Annotated in this window: 15 protein-coding genes; 7 read left to right on the forward strand and 8 right to left on the reverse strand. The window is 59.5% G+C overall.

Annotation, left to right across the window (positions count from 1 at the left end):
• The first annotated feature begins 8 nt into the window (after positions 1–8).
• The 7 genes from pcaG (at position 9) to map (ending at position 5752) form a co-directional block, all read left to right on the forward strand.
• A complete protein-coding gene (gene pcaG / locus NA619_RS15875; protein ID WP_255962821.1) occupies positions 9–614 on the forward strand; it encodes a protocatechuate 3,4-dioxygenase subunit alpha in 606 nt (201 codons plus the stop codon).
• Positions 607–1713 (forward strand): cell division protein ZapE, encoded by a 1107-nt coding sequence (zapE, locus tag NA619_RS15880; protein ID WP_255962918.1) that lies wholly within the window; start codon positions 607–609, stop codon positions 1711–1713. Before pcaG ends, zapE begins: the two co-directional genes overlap by 8 nt.
• Positions 1714–2643: an AEC family transporter gene (locus NA619_RS15885; protein ID WP_255962822.1), complete on the forward strand. Its 930-nt coding sequence runs from the start codon at positions 1714–1716 to the stop codon at positions 2641–2643.
• A gap of 93 nt (positions 2644–2736) precedes the next feature.
• Positions 2737–4092, forward strand: a complete 1356-nt coding sequence (locus NA619_RS15890; protein WP_255962823.1) for a 3-carboxy-cis,cis-muconate cycloisomerase — start codon at positions 2737–2739, stop codon at positions 4090–4092.
• Positions 4093–4166: 74 nt separating this feature from the next.
• On the forward strand, positions 4167–4562 hold the full coding sequence (gene pcaC / locus NA619_RS15895; RefSeq protein ID WP_255962824.1) for a 4-carboxymuconolactone decarboxylase: 396 nt from the start codon (positions 4167–4169) through the stop codon (positions 4560–4562).
• Between the two features lie 153 nt (positions 4563–4715).
• Positions 4716–4976, forward strand: coding sequence for a ParD-like family protein (locus NA619_RS15900; protein WP_255962825.1), 261 nt, complete (start codon positions 4716–4718; stop codon positions 4974–4976).
• The gene (gene map / locus NA619_RS15905) at positions 4973–5752 is read left to right on the forward strand and encodes a type I methionyl aminopeptidase (RefSeq protein WP_255962826.1); all 780 of its coding nucleotides are present in this window, start codon (positions 4973–4975) and stop codon (positions 5750–5752) included. The genes NA619_RS15900 and map overlap by 4 nt, the downstream gene beginning before the upstream one ends.
• 184 nt (positions 5753–5936) lie before the next feature.
• On the opposite strand, the gene NA619_RS15910 is transcribed toward map, so the two are convergent.
• From NA619_RS15910 to NA619_RS15945, 8 genes are all read right to left on the reverse strand, one after another.
• Entirely contained in the window at positions 5937–7199 is a 1263-nt protein-coding gene (locus NA619_RS15910; protein ID WP_255962827.1) for an OprD family porin, read from the reverse strand.
• A 113-nt stretch (positions 7200–7312) separates the two neighbouring features.
• Entirely contained in the window at positions 7313–8635 is a 1323-nt protein-coding gene (locus NA619_RS15915; RefSeq protein WP_255962828.1) for a TRAP transporter large permease, read from the reverse strand.
• Complete coding sequence (locus NA619_RS15920) at positions 8632–9159, reverse strand: TRAP transporter small permease (protein WP_255962829.1); 528 nt, start codon at positions 9157–9159, stop codon at positions 8632–8634. Before NA619_RS15920 ends, NA619_RS15915 begins: the two co-directional genes overlap by 4 nt.
• Positions 9160–9202: 43 nt before the next feature.
• Positions 9203–10264: a TRAP transporter substrate-binding protein gene (locus NA619_RS15925; protein ID WP_255962830.1), complete on the reverse strand. Its 1062-nt coding sequence runs from the start codon at positions 10262–10264 to the stop codon at positions 9203–9205.
• A gap of 392 nt (positions 10265–10656) precedes the next feature.
• On the reverse strand, positions 10657–10986 hold the full coding sequence (locus NA619_RS15930) for a DUF3325 domain-containing protein (RefSeq protein ID WP_255962831.1): 330 nt from the start codon (positions 10984–10986) through the stop codon (positions 10657–10659).
• The gene (locus NA619_RS15935; RefSeq protein WP_255962832.1) at positions 10983–12515 is read right to left on the reverse strand and encodes a PepSY-associated TM helix domain-containing protein; all 1533 of its coding nucleotides are present in this window, start codon (positions 12513–12515) and stop codon (positions 10983–10985) included. Before NA619_RS15935 ends, NA619_RS15930 begins: the two co-directional genes overlap by 4 nt.
• On the reverse strand, positions 12512–12808 hold the full coding sequence (locus NA619_RS15940; RefSeq protein WP_255962833.1) for a DUF3649 domain-containing protein: 297 nt from the start codon (positions 12806–12808) through the stop codon (positions 12512–12514). Before NA619_RS15940 ends, NA619_RS15935 begins: the two co-directional genes overlap by 4 nt.
• Positions 12809–13254: 446 nt before the next feature.
• The gene (locus tag NA619_RS15945; RefSeq protein ID WP_255962834.1) at positions 13255–14343 is read right to left on the reverse strand and encodes a polysaccharide biosynthesis/export family protein; all 1089 of its coding nucleotides are present in this window, start codon (positions 14341–14343) and stop codon (positions 13255–13257) included.
• Positions 14344–14850: the final 507 nt, after the last annotated feature.

The following is a 14850-nucleotide window of genomic DNA, read 5'->3' on the forward strand; positions in this document are numbered from 1 at the left end:
AGACGACGATGCCCGTAACACTTTTGCCGGAAACCCCTTCTCAGACCGCTGGGCCATATGTGCATATCGGTCTGGCACTGGCCGCCGCCGGCAACCCCGCCCGCGAGCTTGAAATATGGAACGAGCTGGCCAAGCCGAATGCGCAGGGCGAGCACATCCTCCTTATCGGCCAGGTCTTCGATGGCATGGGCCATCTGGTACGAGACTCCTTCCTGGAGTTCTGGCAGGCCGACCACGCCGGTGTTTATCACTTCCGCTTTGATCCAGAGCAGCCATTCAATAGCTTCGGCCGCACTGCAACCACGTTCGATGCCGGCGACTGGACACTCAAGACCATCAAGCCTGGTGCCGTGATGAACCGTTCCGGCGAGCTGATGGCGCCGCATGTCAACGTGTCGTTATTCGCGCGCGGCATCAACATTCATCTGCACACGCGGATCTATTTCGATGATGAATCGGAAGCCAACGAAAAGGACCCGGTACTCAACTCCATCGAATGGGCGCAACGTCGCGAAACGCTGATTGCGCGGCGCTGCGAAATCGACGGGAAGGCGGCGTACCGCTTCGATATTCGGCTCCAGGGAGACGGGGAGACCGTTTTCTTTGATTTCTGATGTTCTGCAGTTAAGGCGTGACGCACCGGGTCAGTCCGCTGCTCAGCAAGTCGAGCGAGGCATCTCGGCCCTGATAGCGGCACGCGGTTTTCAGGCCGATGCCGCTCAGCAGAGCGCTATCAAGCTGCTTGCCGAGTGGATCGACGCTTGGCAACGCGGCCGCCGGGGTTGGCCACGGGCGCCCAAAGCTGGCGTTTACCTCTGGGGTGGCGTTGGCCGTGGCAAGAGCCTCGTGATGGACGCGTTCTTCACCGCAGCCCCCGTCAAGGCCAAGCGCCGGGTGCATTTCCACGGATTCCTTCAGGAGGTGCTTGAACGCCTCCAGCAGATCACGGGTCAGCCGGATCCTCTGGCGCGGGTCGCCCGCGAGATCTCGGTGAATACCCGCTTGCTCTGCTTCGACGAGTTTCACGTACACGATATCGGCGATGCAGTGTTGCTGGGGCGGCTGCTCAAGCATCTGGTCGGGGAGGGCATCGGCATCGTCGCTACCTCCAATTACATGCCGCAGGCGCTGTGTCCGAACCCGCTTTATCGTGATCGTTTCAAACCCGCTATCGAACTGATCGAGCGCCGATTCGCTAGCTACAATCTGGACGGCGGCGAGGACTATCGGCAACGTGCGAACGGTGGTTACGTGTGGGGCGCATTCGTTCACGTCGCGGAGAATGCACAGAACGACTGGGTTACACGACGGTTGCAGCTGCCTGCGTCGGCCGAGCAAGACGTTCAGGTAGCAGTCAATCATCGGCCGTTGCACTTTTGTGCGCGATATCAGGCGACGGCCTGGCTGCATTTCGATGCGCTATGCCGGCTCCCGCGCTCCAGTGCCGACTTTCTCTGGTTGAGCCGCACCTTCGAATGCCTGGCGATTACTGGCGTGCCACCGCTCGATGGGCAGGGCATCGACGTGCAACAGCGCTTTCTCAATCTCATCGACATTCTTTATGACAGCGGGATCGAGCTGAATCTGGTCGCTGAGGTGGGGCTGCCCGAGTTGCTGTCGGCGGGCGCTCACGTTGACTTTGCTCGCACCCGTAGCCGTCTGCAGCAACTTCGAAAGCTGCAGTCAGGACTTCACAGCGGGGAGCCGGTTTAGATGCTGGCGATCCTTGGAATCACCGCACCGATTTTCATCATCATCGCCATGGGTTTTCTCGCATGCCGAGTCGGGATGGTCACCCGCGAGCAGGCCGGCGGTATGGGACGCTTCGTCATTACCTTTGCACTGCCCGCGCTGGTCATTCGTGCACTGCTGGAACGGCCCCTCGCAGAGGTGATCGACTGGAATTACCTGCTTGGCTATGGGCTTGGATCGCTGTTGGTCTTCGGTCTGGGTTATGGCTTCGCTCGGCTGGTGCGCAAGGACACTCCTAGCGGCAGTGCGCTGGTCGGGCTTGGGGTATCGGTATCCAACAGCGGCTTCGTTGCCTACCCGATCGTACTGATGGCGGTCGGCGCTCCGGCTGGCGTGGCGCTGGCTTTGGGAATGATTGTCGAAAATCTGCTGATGATTCCGTTGGCGCTGACGTTGGCCGAGCTGGGCAGGCAGAGCGAAGACGGGGTCGGCAAAGCACTCCGTGCCACTGCGCATAATCTGGTTCGTCACCCCATACTCATCGCCATTACCGCGGCATTGTTGATGGCGCTGCTTGATGTGCGTCCGCCGCCGGTAGCGATGCGAGTGATCGACATGCTCTCGACTGCCTCCGCACCAGTGGCTCTTTTCGTCATCGGGGCCAGCCTCAACGGGATGAAGGCGGGCGGATTGCTTGTGGACGTAGGGCAGATGGCCGTCGGCAAGCTGATCCTGCACCCGCTCATGGTGCTGCTGTGCTTCACGATGCTGCCGGTGTCCGACCCGGTGCTTGCCACCGCTGGTGTGCTTATGGCCGCGGCACCCATGATGAGTATTTACCCCATCCTCGGCGCGCGATACGGGTTCGAGGGGCGCTGCGCTGCAGCATTGGTGGTGGCGACGGTACTGTCCTTTCTCAGCGTCAGTGCATTCATCTGGGCGGTGGCGTGACCGGGAGCTGACGCATATTCCTCATCGCATTTCTATCCACGCGAAAGCACCGCTGAACCTACGTATTCGCTGATCCGCACAGGAGCGCACACATTGAATCAGGGCACCCATCAACTCTTCGACGCCTATTTCACAGGACCGCAAATGCGCCGGATTTTTTCGGATGAGGGGCGGCTGCAAGGCATGCTGGATTTCGAAGCGGCGCTCGCCCGTGCTGAAGCGCGTTGCGGTGTGATTCCTCAATCAGCGGTGGGTCCTATCGAGGGTGGCTGTAGCGCCGATCTATATGACCCGATCGCGCTCGGCATCGCTATCGGCACGGCGGGTAATTCTGCAATTCCGCTGGTCAAGGCGATGGGCAAGCGCATTGCCGAGCATGACATCGAGGCCGAACGGTATGTTCACCTCGGGGCGACCAGCCAGGATGTGATGGACACCGGGCTTGTGCTTCAGCTGCGCCAAGCAATCGATTTGATTGAGGCTGATCTTTCAAGGCTTGGCGACTCTTTGGCAACCCAGGCCGAGCGACACGCACGCACCCCCATGGCCGGTCGCACTTGGCTGCAGCACGCAACGCCGGTGACGCTTGGTATGAAAATCGCCGGTTGGCTCGGCGCTATAAATCGTCACCGTCAACGCTTGCGCGAGATCAAACCGCGTGTGCTCTGTTTACAGTTCGGCGGCGCCTCTGGCTCGCTTGCGGCTCTTGGGGAGCAGGCCTGGCCGGTCAGTCAGGCTCTGGCCAACGAGTTGGGGCTGGAACTGCCCGATCAGCCCTGGCACACCCAGCGTGATCGGCCCGCAGAGTTCGCGGGGTTGCTGGGCCTGATCGCTGGCAGCTTGGGCAAGCTGGGGCGCGATCTTTCATTGCTGATGCAGACCGACGTGGGTGAAGTCTTCGAGCCCTCTGCACCGGGGAAAGGCGGCTCTTCGACCATGCCGCACAAGCGCAATCCGGTAGGCAGCGCTGTGATGATCAGCGCATCCGTCCGTGCGCCTGGGCTGGTTGCCACCATGCTCAGCGCAATGCCGCAGGAGCACGAGCGCAGCCTTGGGCTCTGGCACGCTGAATGGGAAACGCTGCCTGAACTTTGCTGCCTGGTGTCCGGTTCCTTGCAGCAGGCGCTGGTGGCGATCGGTGACCTTGAGGTCGACGCAGACCGCATGGCGGGCAATCTCGAGCAGACCCGCGGACTGGTTCTGGCGGAGGCCGTGAGCATTGCGCTTGCCCAGCGGATTGGTCGTGACGCGGCTCATCACCTGATCGAGCAATGTTGCAAGCGCGCTGTTGCCGATGGGCGCCACTTGCGGGGTGTGCTTGGCGAGACCCCGGAAGTCCGTAAGCAGCTCAATGACGCCGAACTTGATCGACTGCTTGATCCAGCAAACTACCTGGGACAGGCGCAACTGTGGGTCGCGCGCGCCGTGGCCGAGCACCGCCGCCTTTAGCAGGCTCGCTTGCTACCAGCGATCGTCGAACGCGCTGTTAACTGCGCATGAACATTGAGAGGAGAGCTAACACAGTGGATGAGAAAGAACGCTACGAAGCGGGCATGCAAGTGCGCCGCGCGGTACTGGGGGACGCTCACGTCGACCGCAGCCTGCAAAACATCACCCCGTTCAACGAGGAGTTCCAGGAGATGATTACCCGTCATGCCTGGGGCGATATCTGGACCCGGCCCGGCCTGCCGCGACACACCCGCAGCCTGATCACCATTGCCATGCTCATCGGCATGAACCGCGAGGGTGAACTGAAGCTGCACCTACGAGCGGCGAAAAACAACGGCGTGACCCGGGACGAAATAAAGGAAGTGCTGCTGCAGAGCGCGATCTACTGCGGCATACCTGCAGCGAACGCCACATTCCATCTGGCCGAGCAGGTTTACGACGAGATGGGCGTCGAGTCCCTGGAGCAGTAGCCATATCGCCCGAGACTTGTCTGCACCCGGATGAGCGACTGGCGTCTTCTGCCATCTCGGCAGCATTCCAGCAGGGAGTGGGTGGCGATGCTTTGCATCCAGAAGCCATGAGCCTAATATATGATCCGTTTACGTTTCGTATAAGGTCGGCTCATGGGCATCGTCAAGATTTCGGAAGGTATGCACGACAATTTGCGGGTGGTGGGCAACGCGCTAAGCCGATCGATCAATGCCCAAGCGGAGCATTGGCTGCGCATCGGCATGCTGGCTGAGCTCCATCCTGAGCTGAATCACCATGAGATCAGCCGACTGTTGATACGCGCGGAGAAGGCCGGTGGTCTTGATCTCAACCGGCTCTGCGGGGCTGAAGCATCGACGCGCGATATGTCTGTTGCACGGAGCGCTGACGCGTGAGGGGCCACATCGTTATCAACGACCCTGAGCAGGTAGCCTTGTCTCGCTCTGCTGGCGCAATGGCCGCCGGCGTTCTGGCGATGATTGCTCCCCATGTCAAAGCAGGGGTAACCACAGACGAGCTCGACAGCATTTGCCATGACTACATCGTTAACGTCTTGAAAGTCGTTCCTGCCAACCTCGGCTATCAAGGGTATCCGAAGACGATTCTCACGTCCGTTAACGAGGTGGTCTGCCATGGGATTCCATCAGCAAGGGTGCTGCGCGATGGCGACATCCTGAATATTGACGTCGCGGTCATCAAGGATGGTTGGTATGGCGACACCAGTCGTATGTACCTCGTCGGCGAGCCCGGCCCAAACGCCCGATATCTTGTCGATAAGACCTTCGAGGCCATGTGGGCTGGCATCCGCGCCGTGCGCCCCGGGGCTACGCTGGGAGACATTGGCCACGCTATCCAAACGCTCGCTGAGAAGTTCGGGTTGAGCGTGGTGCGCGAGTACTGTGGTCACGGTATCGGCAGGGTCTATCACGACAAGCCGGATATTCTTCATTACGGCTACGCGGGCCAAGGGCAGAAGCTGCTACCCGGCATGATTTTCACGATCGAGCCAATGCTCAACGCCGGAAAACGCGGTGTGAAAACGCTCGGCGATGGCTGGACCGTCGTGACTCGAGATCAATCTCTGTCGGCGCAGTGGGAACACATGGTTGCGGTCACGGAGGAGGGGTTCGAGGTACTGACTGTCTGGCCAGACTGCAGTCCTAACCCTTGAAACTGTCAGTTGGCGCTGCTGCGTTAAAACCCAAAGGGCTGATCTTTGACGATCGCCACGCGTCGGTCTGCCCAACCTGCTGTCTGGATCCAGCGCTCCTGGACTAAAAAAAGCCCGTCAATGACGGGCCAAAGCATCACGCGCAGGAGTTATGCGTACAACGGGAGCCTTATGGCGCTGACTGCTACAGGATCGAGAGCGGATAGTTGAAGATCAGACGGTTCTCATCGAGATCGCGCGTATTGACCTCGGAGCGATAGCTCGAGTTACGCAATTTGATGTTGAGGTTCTTCGCCGGCCCGTTCTGGATGGTGTACGACAGTTCGGTCTCACGCCCCCATTCCTTGCCGTCATCGGTGGTCGCGGTTCGAATATTGTCGCCGCTGATGTAGCGGTTCATCAGTGTCAGGCCCGGTACGCCGACAGCCGCAAAGTTATAGTCATGACGCAGCTGCCAAGAGCGTTCTTCCGCGTTGTCGTAACTGTTATTGAAGCTGTCGTTGGCCAGCGAGCCACCGCTCGTGCCGTTAACCCGCATCCAGGTATCACCGCTGACCTTCTGCACACCGACGTAGAAAGTGTTGCCGCCCGTCTTCAGGCCGAACAGACCAGAGTAGGTCTTGTTGTCCAGCTTTCCGGCGCGGGCGCTGCCGTCCTCATCACCCTGGAAGTAGCCGAGGTTGGCAGTCAAGGCAAGGTCGTCGCCCAATGGCTGGGTGTGTAGCAACTGTATGTATTGCTGCTCGTAGACGTCCTTCAGTTCGGCAGTCCATAGGCCGACAGTGGTTTGCTTGTCGTTGAACGCGTACTCACCGCCAATGTAGTTGAAGCGATCGGAGGCTCCGCCGCCAAAGGCCATGTCTTCCATGCTGCCATCGTCGCGCGGGCTGTTCTGACGGAATTGGCCGGCTGTCAGCATCAGGCCGTCGAACTCGCGGGAAGTGATCATTCCGCCCTCGAAGGTCTGTGGCAGTGATCGACCATCATCGGCGCGCAGAATCGGCAGCACCGGCATCATTTCGCCAATCTTCAGCTCGGTATTCGAGACCTTCGCTTTGGCGGCGACGCCGAAACGACCGTAGTCATCAGCCGGGCGGCCGTCACTGTGGCGGGGCAGCAAGCCCGTGCCCCAGGTGCCGCGACCGCCGTCGAGCTTGACCGCCAGACCAGCAAGCACATCGACGCCAAATCCGATCGGCCCCGGTGTGTAGCCAGACTGGACATTGAGGATGAAGCTCTGCGTCCACTCCTCGGCTTTGGTACGGTCCACGGTGTCATCACGGAATTCGCGGCCGATGTAGAAATTGCGCGCGTTCACCGTGATCTTGGTGTCCTCCACGAAACCGGCTGCACCTGCCGATAGCGGGGCCAGAGCCGAGATGGAGGCGGCGAGTAGGGTGGGTAACAAGATGCGGTTCGCTTGAGTGGTACGGGTCAGGTGTTTCATTGTTGTTGTGTTCCTTTTTCAAGGTTGAGGGCTCCCCGCCGCCGTTGCGGATGTCGAAAGCGAAGGGGGGTGACGCAGCCGCCGATGGCGGCGATTCGATTAACCGGTCGTGGTCATGACAGCCACCGAACCAGACAGAGCGTGATCGAGGGAAACAGGATCAGTATCACCACGCGCACGACGTCGGAGATCAGGAAGGGTACGACGCCGCCAAAGGCGTCGCGTAGGGTCACGTCCCGCGCCATGCTGCTGATGACGTAGACGTTCATGCCGACCGGTGGGGTGATCATGCCGATCTCTACGACCATCAACGCCAGAATGCCGAACCAGATGGCTTTCTCGGTCTGATCCAGGCCGTAGAAATCCAACCCCATTATCAGCGGAAAGAAGATCGGGATGGTCAGCAGGATCATCGACATGGTGTCCATCACACAGCCGAGGATCAGGTACAGAATCAATATTCCGGCGAGTACCACGAAGGGGCCGACACCACTGTTGGTGATCGCCTCGGCCAGTGCCACAGGCAGCTGCGAGAGGGCCAGGAAGGCGTTCATGACGTCGGCACCGAGCAGGATCATGAAGATCATTGCCGTAGTTACTGCCGTGCCGAACAGCACCTCCTTGAACTGTGTCCAGCGCATTCCGCCTAGCACTACCGCGAAGAACCCGGTACCGACGGTGCCGATCGCCGCCGCTTCGGTGGGCGTGAACCAGCCACCGTAGATGCCACCCAGAACGAGCATGAAGATCAGGAACACTGGCCAGACGCCTTTCTGGGCGCTCAACCGCTGTCGCCAGCTCAACCGCGGTTGAGCAGGGCCGGCTTCAGGGTTCATCCGTACATAGATCGCAATCGCGACCATATAGCCGAATGCCGCGAGGATTCCCGGAATGAAGGCGGCCATGAACAGCGCCGAAATATTCTCCTGGGCCAGAATGGCGTAGATCACGAGAACAACCGAGGGCGGGATCAGGATGCCGAGGGTGCCCCCGGCGGCCAGACAGCCAACTGACAGTGAACCGGAATAGTTGTATTTCTTCAGCTCGGGCAAAGCCACCTGGCCCATGGTCGCCGCGGTCGCAATGGACGAGCCGCAGACGGCACCAAAGGCTGCACACGAGCCTACAGCCGCCATTGCCAAGCCCCCTCGCCAGTGGCCGACCATCGCCGCTGCGGCGCGGAACAGTCCGGTTGCAAGGCCACCTCGTGAAGCGAATTGGCCCATCAACAAAAAGAGCGGGATCACCGACAGGTCATAGACCGTATAACGCGCATAGGCGACCGTCTTCAGATAGCTCAGCAGCGGGGACCAGCCGCCGATGGCAACGTATCCGCCGATCCCTGTGAGAAGCATGGCAATGGCAATTGGGATGCGCACCACCAGTAAAACGAGGAGGACGGCCAGGAACAGCCCGCCGATTTCAACACTGCTCATGCGGGTTTATCCTCACCACGAAAATCCTGCCAGGCGGTATACAGCGCCACCACCGCCAATAATGCGAAGCCCGGCGCGAAGGCGCTCATTGACCACCAGATCGGCAGCCCCATGATGATCGACTCCTCGCCCGTGCCGTAGGCATCGACCGTCCCGAGCCATGATCGCCAGGCCAGCAGCGCGGCCGCCAGCGCCATCAGCACGCCACCCAGGGCATCCAGCGTGTTGCGTACAGGTTGCGGCGCGTGCAGCGTGAACACGTCGACGATGACGTTGCCGCGTCGCAGCTGGCAAAGCGGCAGGAAAAACACAATGGCAATGCCGCAGCCCATCTGCACCAGCTCGACGTCACCCAGCAGCGGTTCGTCGAACAAAGTGCGCATGGCAATGCTGTAAGTCGCCATCAAGGTCATCGCAACCAGCAGCAAGCCGCCGATGAAAGCGAGAAATCGGGAGAGGGCATCAAGCAGGCGGCCAAGGGGAGTCGCAGGCGCCGAAGCGGCCTGAACAGCTGGTTCACTCATGGGAAGTCTCCAGGGCGGTACCGGCCGGCACCGCCTGTGTCGATCAGCGTGTCAGTTGGGCGTTGTATTGCTCAATGAGCTGACGGGCCTCTTCGAGAAGCGCTTCGCCATTTTCGTAGCCCTTGTCTTCCACATCCTTGACCCAGTCGTCACTGACCCTGCTGGTGGCCTTCATCCATTTGGCCAGCTCGTCTTCAGGCAACACGTAGATCTCGTTCTGCCGTGACTTGGCCAGCTCATGACCGGTCTCGACTACCTGGTTATCCCAGATTTGTCCGGCTTGACGTGAAAGCTCTCGACCGCTGTTCGCGTCGATGATCTGCTTGAGATCATCGGGAAGTTTCTCGTAGGTGTTGCTGTTCATTGCGACGATCAGAGCGGTATGCATCAAAGCCGGCGAGCCCGCTTTGGTTTCGGTGTGGTACTTCACCAGTTCGTGCAGCTTCAATGCTGGCACGACGTCCCATGGCACTACTGCGCCATCCACCACACCTTTGGAAAGCGCTTCGGGGACTTGCGGAACGGGCATGGCAACCGGCGTTGCGCCAAGCAACCCGATGGTCTTTGCTGCGGTGCGGTTGGCTGCGCGCAGTTTTTGCCCACCGAAATCCTTGAGCGAGTGGATCGGCTTCTTCGTGGTGTGCACCAGTGCACCGTCAGTCAAGTGAGTTGCCAGCAGATGCATGTCCGCAAACTCCTTCTGCCCATGCTTCTCGATGAAGTCCCACATCGCCTGACTGCTTGCTTCGGAAGAGCTGCTCATGAAGGGCAATTCAAAGGCGGCTGACAAGGGAAAGCGGCCGCTGCTGTAGCCAGGCAGCGTCCAGACGATATCGGCAACGCCGTCGCGCACCTGATCGACGAGCTGGGGAGGCGTTCCGCCAAGCTGCATAGAGGGGTAGAACTGAAACTGGATTCGACCGTTGGATTGTTCTGTGATGCGCTCTGCCCACGGCTTGAGAAATTGCGCCTGCGTCACCGAATGGGCCGGCAGAAAGTGCGCCAATTTCAATGTGACCACAGGCTCATCAGCCTGGACGCTGCCATTTAGCACAAGAGAGCCGAGTGCAAATATGGCGAGCAAAGTCTTTGGGAGCTTGAGCATTGCGTCATCCTTTTTTATTCATTGTTATGTGCGAACTGGATGTTCCGGTGAGCCGAGTGACTTCAGTTCGTTTCGCCAATGAATCGTGCAAGCTCCTGACTGTTCAATCAATCGGCCATTCCGCTTACTGTGCGATTATCGAACAGCATCCTAGCCGTTTCGTTTAATACGGCGGTGTTCGAATGCCGGGCAGGTCTCCTGCAAACGTTGCGAGTGATGATTGAGAAGTGATTAAAGTCACGAGGTTTGGCGAGGCCAAGGGGGACGGGGCGCTCAGAAGCAGGGGGTTGCCGGATAGGGCAAGCCCGCGCCGGATCAGATGGGCGCGGGGTCGTTGAGGTCGTGTCTTGCAGACTTCGCTATGTGGCAGAGGACATTGTTCTCGCGAACTGTTACCAGCCGGTCAACGCCGTTAGCGCTCCGGTTAGTCCAAGGATGGCTCCCAGCGGCATGACCCAGGGCTTGCGCCAGGCCAGGACCAGGCAGACCGTCACTCCGGCGAACATCAGCTGAGTGATGCCGACTACCAGACCGATTTCAATTCCGAGTGATTCTACGTTCAATATGAGGCTCGCAATCAACAGCCCGGCCGCTATCAGCCGCAGTCCTCGTTGTTTGCCAGGCGAAGGTGACGTCTCGAATACATCGCGGTGATGCCGGCTCATGGCCAGACACAAGGCCAGCATGCCGAGATACGCGAGGCCGAAAGCCAGTGTCGTCATGGAGCCAACTCCTGTTCACCTGCTCGAGAACGAACTTTCCTGGTTGCCGGGCTTTTCTCGGCAGGCCTGCGAAGCACACGCCAGGCGCACACCAGGCCAGCTATCAGCAATACAGCATCGACGCCTGCGAGCAGCAAATCGCCACGAAGGAGCGCCGCTATCAGATGGCCCTGCGGCGCAATTACGAAATTGAGCAAAGGCAGGCCGATGGCAAGTACGGCCAGAATGCCGAACAGGCGGCGCGGTAGTACAACGGGATGGTTGCGGCCGACATATGCGAGGCCGGCTATCGCGATCCAGCTCAGAGAGAAGCACCAGGCTTCGACCGTTGCCCGTGCCGAAAGGCCATCGGGCAACAGGCGGTTAGCCCACAACAATGCGAGCGAGGCGATGGGTAAGCCGAAGAAGACCGCGCCATTGAGTGCCCGCACGACGGCGAGGCCGCGGGTCTGACGTCCCTCACGCTTGCGCAACCAGACGCTCGTGCCAGCAACCAGCATGGCGCAGCCGGCCAGGCCAAGCAGCGCATACAGCGCCCGGACGATGGTCCCGCCAAATTGCGCCATGTGTAGCCCTACCAGCCACATGTAGGCGCGATAGCCAGTGGGTGCCTGCTGCTCGTCGAGCAGCTCTCCGGTAAAGGCGTCATAGCTCAGCGTGTCCTGGGGCGATCCGATTCGGGATGGGTCGAGGCGACGAACGCTGACCACCGAAGAGGCGTCATCCGGATGTTCGACGATGACCCAGCCCGGCTCACCGCCTTCCCAGTGCTGACGTGCATTGGCCAACATGTCATTCTTGGGGGCAGGCTGACCGGCAGGCTGATCGAGTTCGTTTCGGTGGTAGCCGCCTTGAACCTCTTCGAAGAACGCCAGCGGATTGCTGTCGTACACGACCATCGCCCCCGCGGGCATGTAGGTTGCCACGAAGATGGCGACACCGGTGTAAGCAAGGATCAGGTGAAACGGCAGACCGATCACACCGAACAGGTTGTGAGCGTCGAGCCAGGCGCGTTGGCCGTTTGCCTGCGGTCGCAATGTGAAGAAATCCTTGAAAATTCTCCGGTGGATGATGATTCCTGAAACCAACGCCACCAGCATGAACATGCCGGCCAGGCCGACGACGTACATACCGAACGTCCCGGCCTGCAAGTTGTAATGCAGCGTGAAAAAGAACTCGCCGCCTACCGTCTCTGGCATCGGCGTGCCGTCACGGGGATCGAAAGCGACACGGCCGCGCGTTCCAGTCCCATCCTCCTCCCAACCGAGCCGCCAATAGGGTTCGCGCGTGGTCGGCCCGTGGAGCCAGTAAACATGTAAGGGTTCTTCGACGTTTTTCTGCACCCATTGGGTGACGTCGTTTGCCGTCATGGATGTAGCTGCTGGCATATGCAGGGCAGGCCGCATCCACCGCTCAATCTCCTTGTCGAAGCAGGCCAAGGTGCCAGCGAACAGAATCACGAACAGTAGCCAGCTCGGCAGAAGACCGCCCCACGTGTGCAGGCCAGCCATGGATTGGCGCAGGGTCATGGGCGAGCCCTCAATTCGACGGGAAGGTAAGCGCCGAGGCAAAGGAGCGCGGCCAACACTGCGATGAACAGCCAGGCGAAAAGCGCGCTACGGGCGGCAAAGGCGTAAATGACCGCGCCCACCCATACAGCGAAGCAGAGGAGGCTGGCCGTCACGACCCGATCCGGGCGAGACATCGGCAGGTACACGGAGAAGAAAGCGGTGAAACCAAAGGCCAGTGCATAGCCGCCCAGCGTCGCGGCCGAAATGCGGCCGACCAGATTGGCAAGGCGGGGAGATACGAGTGTGGCCATCGGTGTAGCCCTCCGATAACGACCCATGAGCAACTCATGCTGTCGATTCAAGTGCAGTAAAGCTACTGGCGGGGTCAGCCAGACAGCTGTTGTTCCAATACCGGGGATGTTCTGGCCCGCAGTAGCTACGGTTGAATAGCAGCCTGATGCGCGCGCGGCTGCACCCCAGTCGGAGAGAAGATGGGCATGTTAATGCGAATAAGTTAGATTGTGAAAGCAGTGCTTTCAAATTTTCGGGCCCGGGCAGGCTTCGTCGCTCATGCAAGATGAAAGCCTGCTCGAAAAGCCAGTTCCAAATCGCCAGGCTGGCCTGGAGCGGATTTCACCAACCATCTTCCTGATGGGAGGCGGGTGCGGCACTTGAATCGAGGCATAAAAAAACCGCAGCAGCCTGGGGCTTACTGCGGTTTTGGATCGGGCCGATCAGCCCGGGGGTGCTGTCACCATTAACGGTTGAACGCAGCACCGGTGCCGATGACGCTAGCCGATGGCAGCAGCTGGCTGATGAAACGGTTCCAGCGAGTGATGCCTGCTGGCCCTACGAACACAACATCCTGCGGCTGCAGAGGGAAGTGTTTGGCCAGTGCGAAGGCGGCGGGCGATTCTGCATTCAACTGGAAGACGGTAGCTTTCTCGGTCGCAATGTTTTCAGCGCCGCGAATGACATACACAGCTTCACCATCGGCAGTTTCCTGACGAATGCCACCAGCAGTACCAATCGCATCCATCAGGTTAAGGCTGGTCGCCTTAAACGTCATGGCTTGCGGGTTCACGACTTCGCCCAGTACGTAGACCTTCTTCTGATCGTTGTACGGCAGATGGAGTTGGTCGCCATCCTTGAGGTACACCTGATGCAGCCAGGAGTCTGCGCGATTCATGTCATCGAGGTTGAGTAGGTATTCACGGCCGTCACGCTTGAGCATCAGTCCGGAGAGGTCGGCGGTCTCGGTATCAACACCAGCCTGGCCGATGGCCTGAACGACGGTCATTGGCGCGGTGGTCACCTCGACCTGGCCTGCCGTGGTGAATGCACCGGACAGCACAATACGCTGGCTACCAAAACGCAGGAGGCTGACGTCTACCTGGGGGCTGTCGATGTAATTGGCAAGACGCTTGGCAATGTCAGCTCGCAGCTGCTCGATTGTCTTTCCAGCGGCGTCGATGTTGCCGATGTAAGGATAGAACAGGGTGCCGTCAGGACGAACGAGGCGGCCGTTCGCATCCAGCTGCTGTTGCGGGCCGGACGGCGCGGTCAGTTCGGGATGGTCCCAGACAGTGATGTATAGAAGGTCGTTGGCGCCGATGCGATAAGCCTCAGGCTTGTAGCTCACCAGCTCTTGCTTGCTGGAAGTGCCGGTGTCGGACGGCAGTTCGCCCTTTAGCATTTCAGGCGTGATCTGCATCAGTCGGACAGTGCCGTCTTCCGTTTCTGCACCTTTCTTGAATTGGTCTGGGTCCAGGTGTTGGCCAGGTGAGAATACGCATCCCTGCAGCACCAGCACGGAAGAGAAAGCGAGAGCAAATAGTGGTTTCATGGTTTCTTCATCCTTGACGGAATAGTTGTTTTTACGAAGTGAAACAGCGCGGTTCACTTTTAGCTGGAGGAACGAGCGAACAGTTGTTGCCTACTCGCGATCGGACATCAATCCGCGCGCATAGTCGCTGCCAGTACTGCCGTTCCAGATGTCGCTACCGCAAGCTTTGGAAGCGCTAACTTCCAGACTCAAAGCGAGACAGGTAACGGACTAACTTCCGAATGCCCCGGCTCAACTCTGCCAAGCGCCTTAGCTCCGTAGGAAAGAAGGCCCTGTGCTGCTCACAGAAGCCATAGACCGCTTCGTTTCTCCGGGGTTCACGGCGAGGGCCATAAATGACGTGGGATTCAGGGATTGCGCTATAGAACGTGAAAGTAGTCGAGATTCAGCGCAATTTAACGATGGGTGCGGCAGAGACGGGTCGTCATGGTTGGCGACTAGCGCCTGCACAGCGCACCACTGCAGCGCTATAAATTCAGATGCCGGTGGATGGGGACGCTGCTTGGC

It is taken from the genome of Stutzerimonas stutzeri (assembly GCF_024448895.1).
In the GTDB taxonomy this organism is placed as follows: Bacteria; Pseudomonadota; Gammaproteobacteria; order Pseudomonadales; family Pseudomonadaceae; genus Stutzerimonas; species Stutzerimonas stutzeri_Q.